We start from the raw sequence: 22,584 nt of genomic DNA, 5'->3' as shown, positions 1-22,584 counted from the left end.
CCGCCGCCGCACCGCAGTAGACCCGCAGGAGAACCCATGTCCGCGCAGACGCTCATCACCCCGACGCCGCGCTGGCTTCCGGACCACGTCGATCGGCGCATCCGTGTGTTCGCGTGGCTGTCGTTCCTGGCAGAGGTGCTCATCATCGGCACGGGAGGCGCCGTACGACTGACCGGCTCGGGCCTCGGCTGCCCCACGTGGCCCACCTGCACGGCGGATTCGCTCGTGCCGACGCCCGAGATGGGCATCCACGGGGTCATCGAATTCGGCAACCGCACCCTGACGGGGCTCGTCGGCATCCTCGCGCTCATCGTCGTCGTGCTCGTGTGGCGCATGCGCCGTTCACGCCGCGACCTCTTCGTGCTGGCCCTGATCGTGGTCGGCGGCGTCGTCGCGCAGGCGATCGTCGGCGGGATCACGGTCTGGACGGGGCTGAACCCCTTCATCGTCGGCTTCCACTACATCGCCTCGGTCGTGCTCGTGTGCGTCACGACGGCGTTCCTCGTGCGGATGCGGCAGGAGCCGGGGCCCCGCGTACTCGCCATGCCGCGGTGGTACGCCGTCGTCGCCCACGTCACGACTGTCGCGCTCGTCCTCACGATCGTGTTCGGCGTGCTCACGACCGGCGCCGGCCCCCACTCGGGCGACGCCGACGCGGGCCGCAGCGGGTTCAACGCCGAAGTGCTCGAGCACGTTCACGCGTGGCCGGGCTACATCCTGTTCGCGCTCACGCTCGTCCTGCTCGTGGGCTCGTGGGCGCGCCGCTCGGTCGTGCCGAGTCTCGCGCTGTGGACCGCGCTGCTGCTCGCCGCCGAGCTCGTGCAGATCGCCGTCGGTCTCTACCAGGCCCGCAACGGACTGCCCGTGCTCGCCGTCGGCGTGCACATGGTGCTCGCCGCCCTCACGGCCGCGACGATGACCGTCGTCATCCTGCACCTCAGGCTGCCCCAGGCCGCGATCGACGCCGAACGCGCGACACGCGCCCCCGAGGCCGCTCGTCCGCTCTGATCGGCCTCGCAGCACCGGCGGATCCGCGCGCGCACGCTGCGCTGCGGCGCGGTGCTCCACCCTCGCGCTACCAGAACCTGCACGCGCGCCCGGCCACCACCCTCGCGCTACCAAGACCTGCACGCGCGCCCGGCCACCACGCTCGCGCTACCGAAACCCGCCGGCCACCACCGTCGCGCTACCGAAACCCGCACGCGCGCCCGAGCACCACGCTCGCGCTACCAAGACCCGCACGCGCGCGCGAAGTTCGGGTAGCAGCTGCAGGTTTCGGTAGCGGCTGCTGAAACCCGCACGCGCGCCGGGCCGACACCCTCGCGCTACCAAAACCTGCACGCGCGCCCGGCCTCCACCCTCGCGCTACCGAAACCCGCACGCGCGCCCGAAGTTCGGGTAGCAGCTGCAGGTTTCGGTAGCGGCTGCTGAAACCCGCACGCGCGCCCGGCCACCACCCTCGCGCTACCAGAACCTGCACGCGCGCCGGGCCGACACCCTCGCGCTACCGAAACCTGCATACGCGCCCGGCCACCACCGTCGCGCTACCGAAACACGCACGCGCGCCCGAAGTTCGGGTAGCGACTGCGGGTTTCGGTAGCGCGGGCCGCAGTGGTCCTCGACCCCAGCCCGGCCGTGAGCTGTCGCCCGAGTCGAGACCACGGGCGCGCCGAGCGGGGCTCAGAACGGCAGCAGCGGGTCGACGGCGATCGCGACGAAGAGGAGCGTCAGATAGGTGATCGACGCGTGGAAGACGCGCATGGGGCGCGCCTCGGTGCCGCGCACGGCCCGGCTGTACATGCGGTGCGACTCGTAGATGAACCATCCGCCGAAGACGATCGCCGAGACCGAGTAGACGAGCCCCATGTGCGCGACGGGAATGAGCAGGAGCGAGCAGGCGACGGTCGCCCACGCGTAGAGGATCACCTGCAGGCCGACCTGCGAGCCGTTGCGCGTCGCACCCAGCATGGGCACGTCGACGTCCTCGTAGTCGACCTTGTACTTCATCGACAGCGGCCAGTAGTGCGGCGGCGTCCAGAGGAAGACGACGACGAACAGGATGATGGGGGGCCACGCGAGCGAGCCCGTCACGGCCGTCCAGCCGATCAGCACGGGGAAACAGCCGGCGATGCCGCCCCACACGATGTTCTGCTCGGTGCGGCGCTTGAGGATCATCGTGTAGATCACGACGTAGAAGAAGATCGCGCCCGCCGACAGTGCCGCGGCGACCCAGTTCGTCGTGAACAGCAGCCACGCGGTCGAGACCACGGCGAGCACCCAGGAGAAGACGAGGGCGCCGCGCGGCGACACCTCTCCCGTCACGATCGGACGGTTGACCGTGCGCGCCATGTGCGCGTCGATGTCGCGATCGAGGTACATGTTGAACGAGGCGGCTGAGCCGGCGCTCAGCGAACCGCCGATCACGGTCGCGAGCACGAGCCACAGATCGGGCAGGCCGTTCTGGGCGAGAACCATGACGGGCACGGTCGTCACGAGCAGCAGCTCGAGCACGCGCGGCTTGGTCAGCTGGACGTAAGCGCGGATCTTCCGTCCGAGCGGGCGACGGGTGGCGGATGTCGCAGTCGTCCGCAGTGTCGTCGTGTCCATTGCTCCCGCTCTTCGCCCGCCACAGAATCCCCTCAAGTCTAGGCCATCCGGCGTCTCGCGCCTCTCCCGGCGCCGCGGGCGACCCGCGGTCGATGCGTTCGCCGAGCCACCGTCGATGCGTTCGCATCGTCGTCGCGGCATGCGCCTTCGCTATGCTGAAATCACACGCGCGCCCCCGGGCCGGCTGCCCCTTCCCAGGACGCGGTCTGCTGACCGGCTTCGACGGGCGCACCCCTCTTTCTGGAAGGCGGCCGGGTGTCGGATCTGCAGTGGGACGAAATCGATCGGCGCGCGGTGGACACCGCGCGAATCCTCGCGGCGGACGCCGTCGAGAAGGTGGGCAACGGCCACCCGGGCACGGCGATGAGCCTCGCTCCGGCGGCGTACCTGCTGTATCAGCGGGTGATGCGCCACGATCCGACCGACACCGACTGGCTCGGCCGCGACCGCTTCATCCTCTCGGTCGGTCACTCCTCGCTCACGCAGTACGTGCAGCTGTACCTCGGCGGCTTCGGTCTCGAGCTCGAAGACCTCGAGAGCCTGCGCACGTGGGGTTCGAAGACCCCCGGACACCCCGAGTACGGCCACACCGACGGCGTCGAGATCACGACCGGACCGCTCGGCCAGGGCCTGGCCTCGGCCGTCGGCTTCGCGTACGCGGCCCGCTACGAGCGAGGTCTGTTCGATCCGGATGCCGCGGCGGGAACGAGCCCCTTCGACCACTTCGTCTACGTCATCGCCGGCGACGGTGACCTGCAGGAAGGCGTCACGAGCGAGGCATCCTCACTCGCGGGACACCAGCAGCTCGGCAACCTCATCGCGATCTACGACTCGAACCAGATCTCGATCGAAGACGACACCAACGTCGCCTACTCCGAGGACGTCGCCGCGCGCTACGAGGCATACGGCTGGGACGTGCGGACCGTCGATTGGAAGAAGACGGGCGACTACGTCGAAGACGTCGCCGAGCTGTATGCCGCGATCGAGGCCGCCAAGGCGGAGACCGAGCGGCCGTCGCTCATCATCCTGCGCACGATCATCGGATGGCCGTCGCCGGGCAAGCAGAACACGGGCAAGATCCACGGCTCCGCCCTCGGCGCCGACGAGCTCGCCGCGACGAAGAAGGTGCTCGGCTTCGATCCCGAGCAGTCCTTCGTCGTCGCCGACGACGTCATCGCGCACACGCGCCAGCTGGCCGACCGCGCGCGGGCGGACCGCGCCGCGTGGCAGGAATCGTTCGATGCCTGGGCTGCCGCGAACCCCAAGCGCAAGGCTCTGCTGGACCGGCTCGAGGCGGCGACTCTGCCCGACGGCATCGCCGATGTGCTCCCGAGCTTCGAAGCAGGCAAGGACGTCTCGACGCGCGCCGCATCGGGCCTGGTCCTCAATGCCCTCGCCGAGCAGCTGCCCGAGCTGTGGGGCGGATCGGCCGACCTCGCCGAGTCCAACCTCACGACGATCAAGTCGGCGAAGTCGTTCATCCCGGCCGAGTGGTCCACGAGCGAATGGTCCGGCGACCGCTACGGGCGGGTGCTGCACTTCGGCATCCGCGAGCACGCGATGGCCGCGATCGTGAACGGCATCGTGCTGCACGGACCGACCCGGGCGTACGGCGGCACGTTCCTCATCTTCAGCGACTACATGCGCCCCGCCGTGCGTCTCGCGGCGCTCATGAACGTGCCCTCGGTGTTCGTGTGGACGCACGACTCCGTCGCGCTCGGTGAGGACGGCCCGACGCATCAGCCCATCGAGCAACTCGCGACGCTGCGCGCGATCCCGAACCTCGCGATCGTGCGCCCCGCCGACGCCAACGAGACCGCAGCCGCGTGGCTCGAGATCCTGCGCCGCAACGAAGGCCCCGCCGGCATCGCGCTGACGCGCCAGAACATCCCGGTCTTCCCGCGCGGCGAAGACGGCTTCGCGTCGACCGACGCCGTGGCGAAGGGCGCGTACGTGCTCATCGACGCACCGAACGGCGAACCGGACGTCCTCCTCATCGCGACGGGGTCCGAAGTCCAGCTCGCCGTCGAGGCACGGGAGACGCTCGCCGCCGAAGGCGTGCAGGCGCGCGTCGTGTCGGTGCCGTCACTCGAATGGTTCGCCGAGCAAGACGAGGCGTACCGCGAATCGGTCCTCCCCTCTGCCGTCAAGGCGCGCGTCTCGGTCGAGGCGGGTCTGGCCCTCACGTGGCGCGACATCGTCGGCGACACGGGCCGCTCCGTGTCGATCGAGCACTTCGGCGCGTCCGCGGACTACAAGACCCTTTTCCAGAAGTTCGGCATCACCGCCGAAGCGGTCGTGCACGCGGCCCGCGAAACCCTCAAGGAGAACGCATGAGCACTCCCACTCAGCAGCTGTCCGAGGCGGGCGTGAGTATCTGGCTCGACGACCTCTCGCGCACCCGCATCACCTCAGGCAACCTCGCCGAGCTCATCGACTCCCGCAACATCACGGGCGTCACGACGAACCCGACGATCTTCCAGGGCGCCATCGGCGGCGGAGGCGACGCGTATGCGGCGCAGATCGCCGAGCTCGCGGCATCCGGAGCAGATGCGGATGCCGCGATCTTCGCGGCGACGACCGATGACGTGCGCGACGCCGCCGACATCTTCCTGCCCGTGTACGAGGCCACGAACGGCGTCGACGGTCGTGTGTCGATCGAGGTCTCCCCCGATCTCGCTCACGACACGGCAGCGACGGTGGCTCAGGCGAAGGAGCTGTACAAGCGGGTGGGTCGCGACAACGTGCTCATCAAGATCCCGGCGACCAAAGCGGGGCTGCCCGCGATCACCGAGACCATCGCGGCCGGCATCAGCGTGAACGTGACGCTCATCTTCAGCCTCGAGCGCTACGCCGAGGTCATCGATGCCTACCTCGAGGGGCTCGAGCGCGCACTCGCGGCGGACTTCTCCCTCGGTTCGATCCACTCGGTCGCGTCGTTCTTCGTCTCACGCGTGGACACCGAGGTCGACAAGCGTCTCGTGGCGATCGGCTCCGACGACGCGGAGGCGCTGAAGTCCCTCGCGGGCGTGGCCAATGCGCGCCTCGCCTACGAGCTGTACGAGCAGAAGTTCGCCGAGGCGCGGGCCCGCAAGCTCATCGAACTCGGCGCGAACGTGCAGCGCCCGCTGTGGGCGTCGACCGGTGTCAAGGACCCGTCGCTTCCCGACACGCTCTACGTGACCGAGCTCGTCGCTCCCGGCACCGTCAACACGATGCCCGAGAAGACGCTCGAGGCGACGTTCGACCACGGGGAGATCGCCGGCGACGCCATGACGGGCACCTACGAGGCCGCGCACCAGGTCTTCGCCGATCTCGCTGCCGTCGGCATCGACTTCGCCGATGTCACGCAGGTGCTCGAAGACGAAGGCGTCGACAAGTTCATCGCGTCGTGGCACGACCTGCAGCAGACCGTGACCGATGCCCTGACGAACGCGAAGGAAGACCGATGAGCTTCGACATCCACCTCAGCGGCCACGCCAAGTCCGTCGTCGAGGCCACCCTTCCCGGTCTGGCCGAGAGCCTCGTCGCCTCGGCCATCACCGCCGGCGATCCGACCCTGTGGGGCCCCGCAGCCGAAGCCGAGGCGGCTCAGCGTCTCGGCTGGGTGCAGGCGGTCAGCACTTCGCGTCCGCTCGTGCCCGAGATCGAGGCACTGCGCGCCGATCTCGTGGCGAAGGGCGTCACCCGCGTCGTGCTCGCGGGCATGGGCGGTTCCTCGCTCGCGCCCGAAGTGATCACCCAGACGGCCGGAGTGCCGCTCGTGATCCTCGACTCCACGGCACCCGGGCAGGTCCTCGCCGCGATCGACGGCGACCCCGAGGCCGGCGGACTCGACAAGACGGTGCTCGTCGTGTCGTCGAAGTCCGGTTCGACGGTGGAGACCGATTCCGCCAAGCGAGCCTTCGAGGCCGCGTTCCGCGACATCGGGGTCGACCCCGTCGAGCGGATCGTCATCGTGACCGACCCCGGATCGCCGATGGACAAGGCGGCGCGCGCCGACGGCTATCGCGTCTTCAACGCCGACCCGACGGTCGGCGGACGCTACTCGGCGCTCACGGCGTTCGGCCTCGTGCCGTCCGGACTCGCCGGTGCCGACATCTCCGGGATCCTCGACGAAGCCGAGGCGACCCTTCTCGAGGTGGCGATCGACAGTCCGGAGAATCCGGCACTCGTCCTGGCCGCTGCCATCGCGGGCGCCGACCCGCGCCGCGACAAGCTCGGCCTCGTCACCGACGGCACGCACATCGTGGGACTGCCCGACTGGATCGAGCAGCTCGTCGCCGAATCGACGGGCAAGGAAGGCACCGGCATCCTTCCCGTCGTGCTGCTCCCCGTCTCCCCCGAGGTCGAGAGAAAGCCCGCCGACATGCAGATCGTGCGCCTGGTCGACGAGGCGAAGGAGTTCCACCTCTTCGAGCACCATGACGGCGAAGTTCTCGTGAGCGGCTCGCTCGGCGCGCAGTTCATCGTGTGGGAATACGCGACGGTCATCGCGGGGCGGATGCTGGGGATCAATCCCTTCGATCAGCCCGATGTCGAATCGGCGAAGATCGCCACGCGTGGCCTGCTCGACGCCCGGCCCGAGCCGACGGCCGCGGCCTTCACCGCCGACGGCGTCGAGGTGCGCGTCTCGGACCCCGAGCTCGCGGCATCCGGAACGCTCGCCGGCGTCCTCGACGCCCTGTGGGCGCGCATCCCCGCCGACGGCTACGTCGCGGTGCAGGCTTACGTCGACCGCCTGCGACTGCCGCAGCTGCAGGGTCTGCGCGAGCTCGTGGCGGCTGATTCCGGGCGTCCGACGACGTTCGGCTGGGGTCCGCGCTTCCTGCACTCGACCGGGCAGTACCACAAGGGCGGCCCCGCGACGGGCGTGTTCCTGCAGATCCTCGAGCAGACCGACGTCGATCTCGAGATCCCGGGGCGGCCGTTCACTTTCGGGCAGCTCATCCAGGCGCAGGCGGCGGGCGACGCGAGCGTGCTCGCGGACGGGCACGGTCGTCCCGTCGTGACGCTCACCCTGACCGATCCGCAGGCCGAAGTGCTCACGCTCTTCGAAGCAGCCCAGTAGGAGCCGCTCCCACATGACCGTGGAAGTCTCGCGCGGACACAATCCGCTCCGCGACCCCGATGACCACCGCTTGAACCGCATCGCGGGGCCCAGCGCCCTCGTGATCTTCGGGGTGACCGGTGACCTGTCGCGCAAGAAGCTCATGCCCGCCGTGTACGACCTCGCCAATCGCGGGCTCCTGCCGCCCGGCTTCGCGCTCGTCGGCTTCGCCCGCCGCGACTGGGCCGACCAGGATTTCGCCGAGGTCGTCTACCAGGCGGTGCGCGAGCACGCTCGCACGGAGTTCCGTGAAGAGACGTGGCAGCAGCTCATGCAGGGCATTCGCTTCGTGCAGGGCGAGTTCGACGACCCGCAGGCCTTCCACCGCCTGCGTGAGACGGTCGATCGGCTCGACGTCGAGCGCGGCACGATGGGAAACCACGCCTTCTACCTGTCGATCCCGCCGAAGGACTTCCCCGTCGTCGCCGAGCAGCTCAAAGCATCCGGGCTCGTCGATGACACCGCCGACCAGCCGGAGCGCTGGCGACGCGTCGTCATCGAGAAGCCGTTCGGGCACGACCTCGAGTCGGCGCGCTCTCTGAACGACGCGCTGCGTGCGGCGTTCCCGACCGACTCCATCTTCCGGATCGACCACTATCTCGGCAAGGAGACGGTGCAGAACATCCTCGCGCTGCGGTTCGCGAATGAGCTGTACGAGCCCATCTGGAACCGCAACTACGTCGACCACGTGCAGATCACCATGGCCGAGGACATCGGTGTGGGCGGCCGGGCCGGCTACTACGACGGTATCGGCGCGGCACGCGACGTCATCCAGAACCACCTGCTGCAGCTGCTCGCGCTCACGGCGATGGAGGAGCCGAATTCGTTCGAGGCCCGCGATCTGCGCGCCGAGAAGGAGAAGGTGCTCGGCGCCGTGACGCTGCCGAACGACCTCGCGCGCTCGACGGCGCGCGGGCAGTACGCCGGCGGCTGGCAGGGCGGCGAGAAGGTGCTCGGCTTCCTCGAAGAGGAAGGCATGAACCCGCAGTCCACGACCGAGACCTACGCCGCCATCACGCTCGAGATCAACACGCGCCGCTGGGCGGGCGTGCCGTTCTACCTGCGCACGGGCAAGCGCTTGGGCAGGCGCGTCACCGAGATCGCCGTCGTATTCAAACGCGCTCCCGAGCTGCTCTTCCCATCGAGCCAGACATCGGGTCAGGGGCAGAACGCCCTCGTCATCCGTGTGCAGCCCGACGAGGGCGTGACGATCCGTTTCGGTTCGAAGGTGCCCGGTGCCGGAGTGCAGGTGCGCGACGTCACGATGGACTTCGGCTACGGCCACGCCTTCACCGAGGCGAGCCCCGAAGCCTACGAGCGACTGATCCTCGATGTGCTCCTGGGCGACCCGCCGCTGTTCCCCCGCCACGAAGAGGTCGAGCTCTCGTGGAAGATCCTCGATCCCATCGAGGAGTTCTGGGAACAGCAGGGCGGTCCGCTCGAGCAGTACTCGCCCGGGTCCTGGGGCCCCCCATCCGCGGACGACATGCTTGCCCGCGACGGACGAGCCTGGAGGCGCCCGTGATCGTCGATCTGCCCGACACGACCGTCAGCAAGATCTCGCGCGCTCTGGTCAACGTGCGCGAAGAGGGCGGTGTCGTCGCCCTCGGGCGCGTGCTGACCCTCATCATCCTCACGAACGAGCGCGCGATGGAAGAGGCCATCGAGGCCGCCAACGACGCCTCGCGCGAGCACCCGATGCGCGTCATCGTGCTCATGCTCGACGAGGATGCCCCCGAAGCGCGGCTCGATGCCCAGATCCGCGTCGGCGGTGACGCCGGAGCCAGCGAGGTCGTCACGCTCCACGCGCTCGGCGAGGCCGCGAGGTCGAACCAGGAGAGCCTCGTGACGGGGCTCCTGCTGCCCGACGCGCCCGTCGTGGCGTGGTGGCCCAACACGACGCCGGATTCGCCGTCGACGACCTCGATCGGGCGCATCGCGCAGCGCCGCATCACGGATGCCGCGACCAAGCCCGACCCGTCGAGCTTCGTCGCCCACCTCGGGCGCACGCACGCGCCCGGCGACACCGACCTCGCCTGGACGCGTCTGACGCACTGGCGGGAACAGCTCGCCGCCGTCCTGGACCAGCCGCCGTACCAGCCCGTCACGGCGGTCGAGGTGCGCGGCGCGGGAACGTCGCCGTCCACGGCACTGCTCGCGGCGTGGCTGCGCCTCGCTCTGGATGTGCCCGTGGACTGGCAGTACCTGCCCGAAGACGAGTGGGCCGAGGGCATCAAGTCGGTGCGACTCGTGCGGGCGGACGGTGACATCCTGCTGGAGCGGTCCAGTCCCGCCGTGGCGTGCCTGACGCAGCCCGGCCAGCCGCTGCACGACCTCGTGCTCCCCCGCCGCACACTGCGCGAATGCCTCGCGGAAGAGCTCCGCAGGCTCGGTCCGGACCTCCTGTATGGTCGAGTGATCACCGAGGGCTGGGCGCTCTTGGACACCGGTGCGATGCAGGAGACTCATGGCTGAGCTCGATGGCGAGAAGCGGGTCGTGATCGCGGCCGACCCCGAGGCACTCGCGACCGCGGTCGCGACGAGGTTGATCACACGGATCCTCAAGCGGACCGAGCGCGGCAAGACGGTGCACGTGTCGCTGACGGGTGGCTCGATGGGCGGGCGCGTGCTGTCCACGGCGGGCCGGGACGCACGCATGGCCGACATCGACTGGTCACTCGTGCACTTCTGGTGGAGCGACGAGCGCTTCGTGCCGAACGGCCACGACGACCGCAACGACGTGCAGTCCCGGCGCGCGCTGCTGGACTCGCTCGACATCCCGGCCGAGAACATCCACGCGGCCGCCGGCAGCGACGAGGGCATCGACCTCGATGCGGCGGCCGAACGCTATGCCGCCGAGCTCGCACGTTTCGGCACGCCCGACCAGCCGTGGCCATCGTTCGACGTGTGCCTGCTCGGAGTGGGCCCCGACGCGCACATCGCGTCGTTGTTCCCCGATCGCCCCGAGATCCAGGTGACCGATCGTGCGGTCCTCGACGTGCGCGACTCCCCCAAGCCTCCGCCCGAGCGCGTCACGATGACGCGGCCCGTGATCAACGCCTCACAGCGCGTCTGGCTCGTCCTCGCCGGCGCCGACAAGGCGGCGGCGCTCGGACTCGCGCTCGCCGGTGCGAGCTATGAGAGCGTGCCCGCGGGCGGCGCGAAGGGCCGCAAACGCACGGTGTTCTTCGTCGATGACGCGGCGGCGGGGCAGGTTCCCCCCGAGCTCATCGACCGCGACTACTGACCGCGGCGCTCGCGCAGCTGCGTGAGCGCGTCGTCGAGGAGCGCGTCGGCCTCTTCTTCGGTGCGACGCTCTTTCACGTACGCGAGGTGGGTCTTGTACGGCTCGGTCTTGGCGACCGCCGGCGGATTGGTCTTGTCGCGTCCGGCCGGAAGACCGGAGTGCGGCGAGTCGATCGTCTCGGGGATCTCCTCGTCGGGGATGCCCGCCGCGAAATAGCGGACGGTCTCGTTGCCGACGGCATCCCAGTAGGACACGGCGACGCGATCGGCGTGGAAGCCGTGGTCCTGCTCGCCCATGGGACCGGCACCGACGCGCGTGCCGCGGATCGCGTTTCCCCCGGAAGCCATTAGAGCAGACCCTGGAACTTGGTGACCAGGCCCAGCGCCACGATCGACAGGAACCACGCGAAGGCGAGGACGACCGTGAACCGGTTGAGGTTTCGTTCGGCGAGGCCGGACGAGCCCATCGATGAGGTCATGCCACCGCCGAACATGTCGGAGAGGCCACCGCCGCGCCCCTTGTGGAGCAGGATGAGGAGGGTCAACAGGAGGCTCGTGATGCCGAGGAGCACCTGGAGGACGAACTCGAGGATCTGCACAGTCGTTGAAGCCTTTCGCCGCGATCTCCCAGCGATCGCACAAGGGTCAAGTATACGGGCCGGGCGCACAAGTCTCGACAGGCTCGTCGGCGATGTCGGATCGTCGACGAGCCCGTCGCACGATTCAGACGCCGACGTGCTTCTGGAACCGGATGATCGCGGCGAACTCGTCGACGACGAGGCTCGCACCTCCGACGAGCGCGCCGTCCACATCGGGCTCGCGCATGAAGCTCGCGATGTTGGCGGCCTTGACCGAGCCGCCGTAGAGGACACGGGTACGGGCCGCGGCCTCGTCACCGAGCTTCGCGGCCACGACCTCGCGCAGCTTCGCGCAGACCTCTTGCGCCTGCTCGGGCGTCGCCGCCTGACCGGAGCCGATCGCCCAGACGGGCTCGTACGCGACGACGATGTCCGCCTCGGGCTTCACGCCCTCGAGCGCCACTTCGAGCTGACCGACGGGCACGGCGCTCGCGCCGAACTTCTCGAGATCCTCCGAGGTCTCGCCGACGCAGATGACGGGGGCGATGCCGTGGCGCAGGGCGGCCTGGACCTTGCCCGCCACGATCTCGTCGGTCTCGTTGTGGTACTGACGCCGTTCGGAGTGGCCGATGATGACGTACGCGTTGTCGAGCTTCGCGAGGAACGCCCCCGAGATCTCGCCCGTGTACGCCCCCGAATCGTGCGCGGACACATCCTGTGCACCGAGGGCGAACGGGATCTTGTCCGCGTCGAGGAGCGTCTGCACCGTGCGGATGTCGGTGAACGGCGGGAACAGCGCCACCTCGACCGAGCCGTCTTCGTGCTTGGCATCCTTGAGCGCCCAGTGCAGCTTCTGGACGAACGCGACCGCCTGCAGGTGGTCGAGATTCATCTTCCAGTTGCCCGCGATGAGCGGGGTGCGTGCCGTCATTGCCATCCGAGGACCTCCAGTCCGGGAAGTGTCTTGCCCTCGAGGAATTCGAGGCTCGCCCCGCCTCCCGTCGAGATGTGTCCGAACTCGTCGTCGGTGAACCCCAACTGGCGCACGGCGGCCGCGGAGTCACCGCCGCCGACGACCGACAGACCGTCGACGTCGGTGAGCGCCTTGGCGAGCGCCTTCGTGCCCGCTGCGAACGCCGGCATCTCGAAGACGCCCATGGGACCGTTCCAGAACACCGTCGCCGAATCGCGCACGACCGCCGCGAACGTCGCGGCGGTGCGCGGGCCGATGTCGAGCCCCATCCCCGAGGCGCCGAAGGCGGTGTCCTCGAGGTGGGTCGCGTCGGCGACGACATGCGCGGCCTCGGCGTCGAAGGATTGCGCCATGACGGCGTCGACGGGCAGGACGAGCTGCACGCCCCGCTCCTTCGCCGTGGCGATGTAGCCCTTGACCTTCTCGAGCAGGTCCTTCTCGAGCAGGCTCGCCCCGACGGCGTGACCCTCGGCGGCGAGGAAGGTGAACATCATCCCTCCGCCGATGAGCAGCCGGTCCACACGCGGCAGCAGATGCTCGATCACGCCGAGCTTGTCGCTCACCTTCGACCCGCCGAGGACGACGGTGTACGGGCGCTGCGGGTTCTCGGTGAGGCGATCGAGCACGCCCACTTCGGTCTCGATCAGCAGACCGGCCGCGCTGGGCAGCAGTTCGGCCAGTTCGTAGACCGAGGCCTGCTTGCGGTGCACGACGCCGAACCCGTCCGAGACGAGCGCGTCTCCGAGGATGGCCAGCTGCTCGGCGAAGGCGCCGCGCTCGGCGGCATCCTTGGATGTCTCACCGTGCTCGAAACGCAGGTTCTCGAGTACCGCGACCTCGCCGGGCTCGAGACCGGCGACGGCCTCACGGGCGGAGTCGCCGACGGTGTCGCGCGCGAAGGCGACGGGCTTGCCGAGCAGCTCGGCAAGCCGCTGCGCGACAGGTTCGAGGCTGAGCGACACGTCGTCCGGCCCCGTGGGGCGTCCGAGATGCGAGCAGACGACCACCACGGCGCCCTGATTGATGAGCGCGTTGAGAGTGGGCAGTGAAGCGCGGATGCGGCCGTCGTCGGTGATCTCGCCGTCCTTGAGGGGGACGTTCAGATCACAGCGGACGATGACGCGCTTGCCGGCGAGCGGCCCGAGCGAATCGATGGTGCGCAGGGTCATACGACGATCTTAGAGACGCTCGGCGACGTACTCGGTGAGGTCGACCAGACGGTTCGAGTAGCCCCACTCGTTGTCGTACCAGCCGACGATCTTCACCTGGTTGCCCATGACCCGGATGAGCCCGGCGTCGAAGATGCACGAGTGCGGGTCGGTGACGATGTCGCTCGAGACGATCTCGTCTTCGGTGTACTTCAGGATGCCCTTCAGGGGACCTTCGGCGGCCGCCTTGTACGCCGCCTTGATCTCGTCGACCGTGATGCCCTCGCGCGTCTCGATCGTCAGGTCTGTGGCCGAGCCCGTGGGGACCGGCACGCGCAGTGCGAAGCCGTCGAGCTTGCCCTTGAGCTCGGGAAGCACGAGCCCGATCGCCTTGGCTGCGCCCGTCGAGGTGGGGACGATGTTGAGCGCGGCAGCGCGCGCACGACGCAGATCCTTGTGCGGGCCGTCCTGCAGGTTCTGATCCGCCGTGTACGCGTGCACCGTCGTCATCAGACCGCTCTCGATGCCGAACTCGTCGTTGAAGACCTTCGCCATCGGCGCGAGGCAGTTCGTCGTGCACGACGCGTTGGAGATGATGTGCATCGTGGCGGGATCGTAATCCTGCTCGTTGACGCCCATGACGAACGTGCCGTCCTCACCCTTCGCGGGTGCCGAGATGAGCACCTTCTTCGCGCCGCCCTCGATGTGCTTGCGCGCGTCGTCGGCGTTCGTGAAGCGACCGGTGGACTCGATCACGATGTCGACGCCGAGTTCGCCCCACGGCAGGTTCGCGGGATCGCGCTCTTCGAAGACCTTGATCGTCTTGTCACCGACCGTGATCGAATCGGCACTGTAGGACACGTCGGCGTCGAGACGGCCGAGGATCGAGTCGTACTTGAGCAGGTGGGCGAGCGTCTTGTTGTCGGTGAGGTCGTTCACCGCGACGATGTCCAGGTCCGCGCCCTGCGCGAGCGCAGCGCGGAGGTAGTTGCGTCCGATGCGGCCGAAGCCGTTGATGCCGATCTTGACGGTCACGGTATCTCCCGTTTTTTCTCGTCGCGCCGGGACCCTGATCGGCGTCCCTGTCACGCGATCTCCCTTGAACGCGAAGATGGTCCCGTCAACCCGAACGACGGGGCCGCCGGGGCATCCTCGCCGACTACGACACTAGCGCAGCGCTCAGCCGGGATGAAGGCCGCGAGCCGAAGAGGAAAGACGACGCCCGGCGGCACCGCGAGGTGCACGCCGGGCGTGTGTCGCACTGCGTTCAGACGAGCAGACCGGCCGTCTTCTCGCGCGCCGTCGAGAAGCGCCTCTGCACATCGGCCCAGTTCGCGATGTTCCAGAACGCCTTGACGTAGTCGGCGCGCACGTTCTTGTAGTCGAGGTAGTACGCGTGCTCCCAGACATCGAGCAGCAGGAGCGGAACCGTGCCCGCCGCGAACTGCGACTGCTGGTCGAAGAACTGCTGGATGATGAGGTTCTGGCCGATCGAGTCCCAGAACAGCCCCGCCCATCCCGAGCCCTGCACTCCGAGCGCGGCGGCTCCGAAGTGGGCCTGGAATTTGTCGAACGACCCGAAGTGGTCATCGATCGCAGCCTCGAGGTCGCCCGTGGGCTTGTCCCCGCCCTCGGGCGACAGGTTGGTCCAGAAGATCGAGTGGTTCGTGTGTCCGCCGAGGTTGAACGCGAGGTCCTTCTCGAGCTTGTTCACGTTCGCGAAGTCGCCCTTGTCGCGCGCTTCGGCGAGCTGCTCGAGAGCCGTGTTCGCTCCGGTCACATAGGCCTGATGGTGCTTGTCGTGGTGCAGCTGCATGATCGTCGCACTGATGTGCGGCTCGAGCGCTGCGTAGTCGTACGGGAGGTCGGGAAGCGTGTAGGTCGCCATGTTCTCTTCTTCCTGTCGGCGCCGCGAACGGGAAGGAGGTTCTGCGGCGAGGGTGACGAGTTCATCCTACTGAGCCGCGCGGCACCCGGCAGGGGCTTGCGGCACGCTCCGCAATGGTGAAGCGAACGGACGTCAGTCCTCGACGCCGGCAGGGACGGCCGACTCGGTGCCGGGGATCTGGTCCTGCTCGGCCTTCTTGTCGGCCATCGCGAGCAGGCGGCGGATGCGCCCGGCGACGGCGTCTTTCGTAAGCGGCGGCTCGGCGTGGTGGCCGAGTTCGTCGAGACTGGCATCCCGGTGCGCGAGGCGCAGTTCGCCCGCCTGCCGCAGATGATCGGGCACCTCATCGCCGAGGATCTCGAGCGCTCGCTCCACCCGCGCGCACGCGGCGACCGCCGCCTGCGCCGAGCGTCGGAGATTCGCGTCGTCGAAGTTGACGAGGCGGTTCACCCCCGCACGCACCTCGCGGCGCTGTCGCATCCGGTCCCAGTCTGCGGCGGCGCGCACGGCGCCCATCTCGGCCAGCGCGAGACGAATGGCCTCGCCTTCCCGGACGACCACTCGCGGCACGCCGCGGACTTCGCGCGCCTTCGCGGGAATGCCGAGCCGGTGCGCCGCTCCGACGAGCGCCATGGCCGCTTCGGGCGCGGGACAGGTGATCTCCAGCGCCGCGGAGCGGCCCGGATCACTCAGCGAGCCGGTCGCGAGGAAGGCCCCCCGCCAGATCGCGGCGAGGTCAGGACGCGCGCCCGTCGTGAGCTTGTTCGGCAGGCCGCGCACCGGCCGGCGCCGCTGGTCGAGCAGCCCCGTCTGGCGAGCGAGGGTCTCACCGCCCTCGATGACGCGCACGGCGAAGTTGTTGTCCGAGCGTCCGCCCGAACCCTGCACGTGCACGAGCTCGGGGCGCACGCCGTAGATCTCCATCAGCTCGCGCGCGACGCGGCGGGCGAGCCGATCGGAGTCGAGCTCCGCTTCGACCGCCACGCGATTCGCGATCGAGTGGAGCCCCCCGGAGAACCGCAGGAGCGACGTGAGCTCGGCGACCCGGGCCGACGGGCGCGGATCCCGCACGGTGATCAGTTCGGCCTTCACGTCGGCGGTCAGCGACACGTCTCTCCTCACAGCTGGGAACGGGGACGATCGTCCAGCTTACTCCCGCGCGGCATCCTCTGCCGCCGTTCACTCTCGGCCGAGGTCGCGGTGCTTGATGCGCACCGCGACGCCGGACACCTTCGACAGGCGCTGCGCGAGCTCGCGCGACATCACGACCGAGCGGTGCTTGCCTCCGGTGCATCCGATCGCGACGACGGAATGCCGCTTGTTCTCGCGCTGATATCCCTCGAGTACGGGCACGAGGGCCTCGGCGTACGCATCGATGAACGGTTCGGCGCCCGTCTGGCGGAGCACGTAATCGCGCACCTGCGCGTCCTCGCCCGTCAGCGCGCGCAGGCCGTCATCCCAGAACGGGTTCGGCAGGAATCGCATGTCCGCCACGATGTCGGCGTCGGGCGGGAGGCCGTACTTGAATCCGAAGCTCATGATCGTGAGCGTGTGGCGTGCGGCGCCCTCTTCCGAGAAGAGATCGACGATGCGGGTCGACAGCTGGTGGACGTTGAGCAGCGACGTGTCGACGATGATGTCCGCACGCTCGCGCACTGCCGCGAGACGTTCGCGCTCCTGCCGGATGCCGTCGATGATGGTGCCGTCCCCCTGCAGCGGATGCGGGCGACGCACGGCCTCGAAACGCCGCACGAGCACATCATCGGAAGCGTCGAGGAAGATCGAGCGGACGGGCCGGCGCTCACGCAGCGTCCGCATCACCTCGGGCAGCTCGACGAAGAGGTCGCGCCCACGCGCGTCGACGACGACGGCCACCTTCGGCAGCGCCTCACCCGCGATCTCGGTCAGATCCAGCAGCGGTTTGAACATCTGCGGCGGCAGGTTGTCGACGACGTACCAGTCGAGGTCTTCCAGCGCATTCGCGGCCGTCGACCGGCCGGCTCCGGACATGCCCGTCACGATCAGCACTTCACCGGCGTCCCGCCGGGAATCGTCGCTCATGCAGTCCCCCGTCTCGGAGTTCACCCTATCGAGTCGCGAGGTGGGCGTGGATCGTCGTGGCGAGCTTCGGGCCGATGCCGGGCAGTTGCGAGATCTCGTCGGGATTCGCCGTCTTCAACGCCGCGACCGACCCGAAATGGCGCAGGAGAGCCTTGATCCTCGCCTCACCGAGCCCGGGCACCTCGGCCAGGACGCTCTGGATATCGCGACGACGGCGCTTGCGCTGGTGCGAGATGGCGAAGCGGTGCGCTTCGTCACGCAGCCGCTGCAGCAGGTAGAGCGCCTCGCTCGTGCGCGGCAGGATGACCGGGTAGTCCTCGCCCGGCAGCCACACCTCTTCGAGCCGCTTGGCGATGCCGCACAGCGCGATCTCCTCGTGCCCCGCGTCGCGCAGCGCGCGAGCGGCCGCCTCGACCTGCGGCTTGCCGCCGTCGACGACGAGCAGCTGCGGACGGTACGCGAACCGCGGTCGTCTGCGCGGCTCGGTCGCAGAATCCACAACCGCGTCCCCGGAATCGACGCCCCCGTCCCCCGAGCCCACGACCCCGCCCCCCGAGCCCGCAACCCCGGCCCCTGAGCTTGCCGAAGGGTCGGGCCGGTCGAGATATGCCAGCCGCCGCGTCAGCACCTGGTACAACGAATCGGTGTCGTCCGTCGTCTCGGCCACGCCGAACGACCGGTACTGGTCCTTGCGCGGCAGCCCGTCCTCGAACACCACCATCGACGCCACGACGTTCGTGCCGCCCAGGTGCGAGACGTCGAAGCACTCGATGCGCAGGGGCGCTTCGGCCAGGCCCAGTGCCTCCTGCAGGTCGGTGAGCGCCTGTGTGCGTGCCACGTAGTCGCTCGTGCGACGCGTCTTGTGCAGCATGAGCGCCTGCTGCGCGTTGAGCGTCGCCGTCTTCATCAGCTCGGCTTTGCGCCCGCGCCGGGCCACCTGGATCGATACGTTCCTGCCGCGCCGCGCGCGCAGCCAGGTCTCGAGCTCCGTCGCGTCGTCGGGGAGCGCCGGCACGAGCACCTGACGCGGGATGTCCGCCTCGCCCGCGTCGCCGTAGGCTCGCTGCACGATCTGGTCGACGAGGTCGCCGCCCGAGATGTCGAGCTCCTTCTCGACGGTCGTCGCACGCACACCACGGACGCGGCCGCCGCGGATGACGAAGTGCTGCACGGCTGCGGCGAGCTCGTCTTCGGCGATGCCGAACAGGTCGGCATCGGTGTCTTCGGAGAGCACCAGCGCGCTCTTGTTGAGCACCGCGTCGATCGCCTGAAGACGGTCACGGTAGACGGCGGCCGCCTCGTAGTCCATCGCGGCGGCCGCTTCTCGCATGCGGGCGGTCAGGTCGCGCGCGAACCTCTGGTCGCCGCCGGCCATGAAGGCGACGAAGTCGTCGACGACCGCGCGGTGCTCGTCGATCGTGACGCGCATCGAGCACGGACCGCCGCAACGGCCGATCTGCCCCGGAAAGCACGGGCGGCCCGTCGCCATCGCCTTCTTGTAGGACGCGTCGCTGCACGTGCGGATGGGGAAGACCTTGATGAGCTGATCGATCGTGTCGTGAACGGCCCAGACCTTCGGATACGGGCCGAAGTACTTCGCCCCCGAGATGCGCCGGTTGCGCGTCACGATGACGCGCGGTGCCTCGTCGGCGAGGGTGACGGCCATGAACGGGTAGGACTTGTCGTCGCGGTAGCGCACGTTGAAGGGCGGATCGAACTCCTTGATCCACTGGTATTCGAGCTGCAGCGAGTCGACGTCGGTTGCGACGACGGTCCATTCGACGGATGCCGCAGTCGTGACCATCCGTCGCGTGCGCTCGTGCAACGTGTGCAACGGTGCGAAATAGTTCGACAGCCGCGCGCGGAGGTTCTTCGCCTTTCCGACATACAGCACGCGCCCGTCCCGATCGCGGAAGCGATACACGCCCGGGTTCGTGGGGATCTCCCCCGGCTTCGGCTTGTAGGCGACGGTGGGGGCGGAACGGGCCACGTCAGCCCGCCTTGCGCTGGATACCCGGTCCTTGGCCTTCCAGCACTTCGGCGAGGAAGGTGCCGGTGTGGCTGCCCTCGACGCGCGCGACCCGCTCGGGGGTGCCCGTCGCGATGACCTCGCCGCCGCCGGCACCGCCCTCGGGGCCGAGATCGATGACCCAGTCCGACGACTTGATGACGTCGAGGTTGTGCTCGATCACGATGACCGTGTTGCCCTTGTCGACCAGGCCGCCCAGCACTTCGAGCAGTCGGGCCACGTCTTCGAAGTGCAGACCCGTCGTTGGCTCGTCGAGCACGTAGATCGAGCGGCCGTTCGAGCGGCGCTGCAGCTCGGTGGCGAGCTTGACGCGCTGCGCCTCGCCGCCGGACAGCGTCGTGGCGGACTGCCCGAGTCGCACGTACCCGAGGCCGACGTCGACGAGCGTCTTGAGGTAGCGGTGGATGGCCTGGATCGGCTCGAAGAACTCGGCTGCCTCGGCGATCGGCATCTCGAGCACTTCGGCGATGTTCTTGCCCTTGTAGTGCACCGACAGCGTGTCGCGGTTGTACCGCTTGCCGTGGCACACCTCGCAGTCGACGTAGACGTCAGGCAGGAAGTTCATCTCGATCTTGATCGTGCCGTCGCCCGAGCACGCCTCGCAGCGGCCGCCCTTGACGTTGAAGCTGAACCGGCCCGGCTGGTAGCCGCGCGCTTTGGCCTCGGGCGTGTCGCTGAACAGCGAGCGGATGCGGTCGAACACGCCCGTGTAGGTCGCGGGGTTGGATCGCGGTGTGCGGCCGATCGGCGCCTGGTCGACGTGCACGACCTTGTCGAGGTTGTCGAGCCCCGTCACTCGCGTGTGCTTGCCCGCGACGCGGCGTGCGCCGTTGAGACGGCTCGCGAGGACTTCGTAGAGGATGCCGTTGACCAGCGTCGACTTGCCCGACCCGCTGACGCCCGTGACGGCGGTCAGCACGCCGAGCGGGAAGTCGACCGTGATGTTCTTGAGGTTGTTCTCCCGCGCGCCCACGACCGTGATCTGACGCTTCTTGTCGATCTTGCGCCGTTTCGCCGGCGTCGGGATCTCGCGGCGCCCCGCGAGGTAGTCGCCCGTGATCGACGCCGGGTCGTCGAGGAGTGACGCGAGCGGACCCGAGTGCACCACTTCACCGCCGTCGACACCGGCACGCGGGCCGATGTCGACGATCCAGTCGGCCGCGTGGATCGTCTCCTCATCGTGCTCGACGACGATGAGCGTGTTGCCCAGGTCGCGCAGGGTGAGCAGCGTCTCGATCAGACGGCGGTTGTCGCGTTGGTGCAGGCCGATCGAGGGCTCGTCGAGCACGTACAGCACGCCGGTCAGCCCCGAGCCGATCTGCGTCGCCAGACGGATGCGCTGCGCTTCGCCGCCCGACAGCGAGCCGGCCGCCCGGCCGAGACTCAGATAGTTCAGCCCCACCTGGAGGAGGAAATCGAGGCGCGCGCGGATCTCGCGCAGCACCGCCGCGGCGATCTGCGCTTCGCGCTCGGTCAGTTCGAGCGTCGCGAAGAACTCCTGCGATTCGGCGAGACTCAGCCGCGACGCGTCGGCGATGGAATGCCCGTGCACGAGCACGGCGAGGACTTCGGGCTTGAGTCGGTCGCCGTCGCAGACGGGACACGGCACTTCGCGCAGGTACTCGGACCACCGCTGCCGCTGCGTGTCGGACTCGGCCTGCAGGTACTGCCGCTCGATGTACGGGACGACACCCTCGAACCCCGACGTGTAGCGCATCTCGCGCCCGTAGCGGTTTCGCCACTTGACCGAGACCTTGTAATCCTCACCGCGCAGCACGGCTTCGCGCACCGATTCGGGCAGGTCCTTCCACGGCGTCTCGAGCGAGAACTCGAGGTCGCGTGCGAGGCCTTCGAGCAGCCGCTCGTAGTACTGATAGAGCCCCTTGCCCTGCGTCGTCCACGGCACCAGGACGCCCTCGCTGATCGAGAGCTCCTCATCGCCGAGCATGAGCTCGACATCGACCGACATGCGGGTGCCCAGACCCGAGCACGCGGGACACGCGCCGAACGGCGCGTTGAACGAGAAGGTGCGCGGCTCGATCTCGGTCAGCTGCAACGCGTGACCGTTCGGGCACGCGAGCTTCTCTGAGAAGGACTGCCACGCGTCGTCGCCCTCTTCGTCGACGAAGTTGACCTGCACGATGCCGCCGGCAAGGCCCAGTGCCGTCTCGACCGAATCGGTGACGCGACTGAGGGTGTTCGGGCCGGCGACGAGCCGGTCGACGACGACGGCGATGTCGTGCTTGTAGCTTTTCTTGAGCTTCGGCGGCTCGGCGAGCTGGATGAGTTCGCCGTCGACGATCGCCCGGGCGTATCCCTTCGCACCGAGCTCGGCGAAGAGATCGACGAATTCGCCCTTCTTCTGGGAGACGACCGGGGCGACGACCTGGTAGCGCGTGCGCTCGGGCAGCTCCATGAGCTGGTCGGCGATCTGCTGCACCGTCTGGCGCTGGATCCGCTCGCCGCACTCGGGACAGTGCGGCACGCCGATGCGCGCCCACAGCAGGCGCATGTAGTCGTGGATCTCGGTGATCGTGCCGACCGTCGAGCGCGGGTTGCGGTTGGTCGACTTCTGGTCGATCGACACGGCGGGGCTGAGCCCCTCGATGAAATCGACGTCGGGGCGGTCGACCTGACCGAGGAACTGACGCGCATAGGCGCTCAGCGACTCGACGTAGCGGCGCTGGCCCTCGGCGAAGATCGTGTCGAACGCGAGACTCGACTTGCCCGACCCCGAGAGCCCCGTGAACACCACGAGCGAATCGCGCGGGATGTCGAGATCGACGTTCTTGAGATTGTGCACGCGAGCGCCGCGCACGCTGAGCGTGCCACTCCCGTGCCCGGATGCGGGGAACGGGCGCGTGACGGCGTGGCTCTGACCGGAGCCTCCGGGCGTGTGATCAGGCGTGGTGACGGGGACGATGGGCACCCGACAAGTTTAGGT

General features: G+C 68.8%; 18 protein-coding genes. 7 read left to right on the top strand and 11 right to left on the bottom strand.

The window, feature by feature from the left end; translation table 11 throughout:
• Positions 1–36 precede the first annotated feature (36 nt).
• Positions 37–1,008 (top strand): COX15/CtaA family protein, encoded by a 972-nt coding sequence (locus tag ACWIBS_RS05155; protein WP_376126373.1) that lies wholly within the window; start codon positions 37–39, stop codon positions 1,006–1,008.
• A gap of 672 nt (positions 1,009–1,680) precedes the next feature.
• Here ACWIBS_RS05155 and ACWIBS_RS05150 read toward each other — a convergent pair.
• On the bottom strand, positions 1,681–2,607 hold the full coding sequence (locus tag ACWIBS_RS05150; RefSeq protein ID WP_376126370.1) for a heme o synthase: 927 nt from the start codon (positions 2,605–2,607) through the stop codon (positions 1,681–1,683).
• A gap of 255 nt (positions 2,608–2,862) precedes the next feature.
• On the opposite strand from ACWIBS_RS05150, the gene tkt reads away from it, so the two are divergent.
• From tkt to pgl, 6 genes are read left to right on the top strand one after another with little or no spacing between them, the layout of a single operon-like run.
• Complete coding sequence (gene tkt / locus ACWIBS_RS05145) at positions 2,863–4,944, top strand: transketolase (RefSeq protein WP_376126368.1); 2,082 nt, start codon at positions 2,863–2,865, stop codon at positions 4,942–4,944.
• Complete coding sequence (gene tal, locus ACWIBS_RS05140; protein WP_376126365.1) at positions 4,941–6,059, top strand: transaldolase; 1,119 nt, start codon at positions 4,941–4,943, stop codon at positions 6,057–6,059. The genes tkt and tal overlap by 4 nt, the downstream gene beginning before the upstream one ends.
• The gene (locus ACWIBS_RS05135) at positions 6,056–7,678 is read left to right on the top strand and encodes a glucose-6-phosphate isomerase (RefSeq protein WP_376126363.1); all 1,623 of its coding nucleotides are present in this window, start codon (positions 6,056–6,058) and stop codon (positions 7,676–7,678) included. The genes tal and ACWIBS_RS05135 overlap by 4 nt, the downstream gene beginning before the upstream one ends.
• Positions 7,679–7,691: 13 nt before the next feature.
• Complete coding sequence (zwf, locus tag ACWIBS_RS05130; RefSeq protein ID WP_376126360.1) at positions 7,692–9,242, top strand: glucose-6-phosphate dehydrogenase; 1,551 nt, start codon at positions 7,692–7,694, stop codon at positions 9,240–9,242.
• A complete protein-coding gene (locus ACWIBS_RS05125; protein ID WP_376126357.1) occupies positions 9,239–10,192 on the top strand; it encodes a glucose-6-phosphate dehydrogenase assembly protein OpcA in 954 nt (317 codons plus the stop codon). Before zwf ends, ACWIBS_RS05125 begins: the two co-directional genes overlap by 4 nt.
• Positions 10,185–10,964, top strand: a complete 780-nt coding sequence (gene pgl / locus ACWIBS_RS05120; protein WP_376126354.1) for a 6-phosphogluconolactonase — start codon at positions 10,185–10,187, stop codon at positions 10,962–10,964. Before ACWIBS_RS05125 ends, pgl begins: the two co-directional genes overlap by 8 nt.
• On the opposite strand, the gene ACWIBS_RS05115 is transcribed toward pgl, so the two are convergent.
• The 10 genes from ACWIBS_RS05115 to uvrA form a co-directional block, all read right to left on the bottom strand.
• Entirely contained in the window at positions 10,958–11,311 is a 354-nt protein-coding gene (locus tag ACWIBS_RS05115) for an RNA polymerase-binding protein RbpA (protein WP_376126351.1), read from the bottom strand. The genes pgl and ACWIBS_RS05115 overlap by 7 nt on opposite strands.
• Positions 11,311–11,562, bottom strand: a complete 252-nt coding sequence (gene secG / locus ACWIBS_RS05110; RefSeq protein ID WP_376126348.1) for a preprotein translocase subunit SecG — start codon at positions 11,560–11,562, stop codon at positions 11,311–11,313. Before secG ends, ACWIBS_RS05115 begins: the two co-directional genes overlap by 1 nt.
• Positions 11,563–11,686: 124 nt before the next feature.
• Entirely contained in the window at positions 11,687–12,478 is a 792-nt protein-coding gene (gene tpiA, locus ACWIBS_RS05105) for a triose-phosphate isomerase (protein WP_376126345.1), read from the bottom strand.
• Positions 12,469–13,683, bottom strand: a complete 1,215-nt coding sequence (locus tag ACWIBS_RS05100) for a phosphoglycerate kinase (RefSeq protein ID WP_376126343.1) — start codon at positions 13,681–13,683, stop codon at positions 12,469–12,471. The genes tpiA and ACWIBS_RS05100 overlap by 10 nt, the downstream gene beginning before the upstream one ends.
• 9 nt (positions 13,684–13,692) lie before the next feature.
• Complete coding sequence (gene gap / locus ACWIBS_RS05095) at positions 13,693–14,697, bottom strand: type I glyceraldehyde-3-phosphate dehydrogenase (protein WP_376126340.1); 1,005 nt, start codon at positions 14,695–14,697, stop codon at positions 13,693–13,695.
• 232 nt (positions 14,698–14,929) lie between these two features.
• Entirely contained in the window at positions 14,930–15,550 is a 621-nt protein-coding gene (locus ACWIBS_RS05090) for a superoxide dismutase (RefSeq protein WP_376126337.1), read from the bottom strand.
• A 132-nt stretch (positions 15,551–15,682) separates the two neighbouring features.
• The gene (gene whiA, locus ACWIBS_RS05085; protein WP_376126334.1) at positions 15,683–16,660 is read right to left on the bottom strand and encodes a DNA-binding protein WhiA; all 978 of its coding nucleotides are present in this window, start codon (positions 16,658–16,660) and stop codon (positions 15,683–15,685) included.
• A 69-nt stretch (positions 16,661–16,729) separates the two neighbouring features.
• Positions 16,730–17,611 carry an RNase adapter RapZ gene (gene rapZ / locus ACWIBS_RS05080; protein WP_376126331.1) on the bottom strand — a complete coding sequence of 294 codons (882 nt, stop codon included), beginning with the start codon at positions 17,609–17,611 and terminating at the stop codon, positions 16,730–16,732.
• 25 nt (positions 17,612–17,636) lie between these two features.
• Complete coding sequence (gene uvrC, locus ACWIBS_RS05075; RefSeq protein ID WP_376126330.1) at positions 17,637–19,601, bottom strand: excinuclease ABC subunit UvrC; 1,965 nt, start codon at positions 19,599–19,601, stop codon at positions 17,637–17,639.
• A 1-nt stretch (position 19,602) separates the two neighbouring features.
• Complete coding sequence (gene uvrA / locus ACWIBS_RS05070) at positions 19,603–22,458, bottom strand: excinuclease ABC subunit UvrA (RefSeq protein ID WP_376126524.1); 2,856 nt, start codon at positions 22,456–22,458, stop codon at positions 19,603–19,605.
• Positions 22,459–22,584 lie beyond the last annotated feature (126 nt).

This window comes from Microbacterium sp. NPDC055442, from assembly GCF_053644215.1.
This window is presented reverse-complemented; position numbering and strand designations above follow the sequence as displayed.

Bases quoted from the DNA above. Each gene is read 5' to 3' on its own strand.
- ACWIBS_RS05155 (WP_376126373.1), top strand. From the start codon at position 37: ATGTCCGCGCAGACGCTCATCACCCCGACGCCGCGCTGGCTTCCGGAC.
- ACWIBS_RS05150 (WP_376126370.1), bottom strand. From the start codon at position 2,607: ATGGACACGACGACACTGCGGACGACTGCGACATCCGCCACCCGTCGC.
- tal (WP_376126365.1), top strand. From the start codon at position 4,941: ATGAGCACTCCCACTCAGCAGCTGTCCGAGGCGGGCGTGAGTATCTGG.
- ACWIBS_RS05135 (WP_376126363.1), top strand. From the start codon at position 6,056: ATGAGCTTCGACATCCACCTCAGCGGCCACGCCAAGTCCGTCGTCGAG.
- zwf (WP_376126360.1), top strand. From the start codon at position 7,692: ATGACCGTGGAAGTCTCGCGCGGACACAATCCGCTCCGCGACCCCGAT.
- pgl (WP_376126354.1), top strand. From the start codon at position 10,185: ATGGCTGAGCTCGATGGCGAGAAGCGGGTCGTGATCGCGGCCGACCCC.
- ACWIBS_RS05115 (WP_376126351.1), bottom strand. From the start codon at position 11,311: ATGGCTTCCGGGGGAAACGCGATCCGCGGCACGCGCGTCGGTGCCGGT.
- tpiA (WP_376126345.1), bottom strand. From the start codon at position 12,478: ATGGCAATGACGGCACGCACCCCGCTCATCGCGGGCAACTGGAAGATG.
- ACWIBS_RS05100 (WP_376126343.1), bottom strand. From the start codon at position 13,683: ATGACCCTGCGCACCATCGATTCGCTCGGGCCGCTCGCCGGCAAGCGC.
- ACWIBS_RS05090 (WP_376126337.1), bottom strand. From the start codon at position 15,550: ATGGCGACCTACACGCTTCCCGACCTCCCGTACGACTACGCAGCGCTC.
- rapZ (WP_376126331.1), bottom strand. From the start codon at position 17,611: ATGAGCGACGATTCCCGGCGGGACGCCGGTGAAGTGCTGATCGTGACG.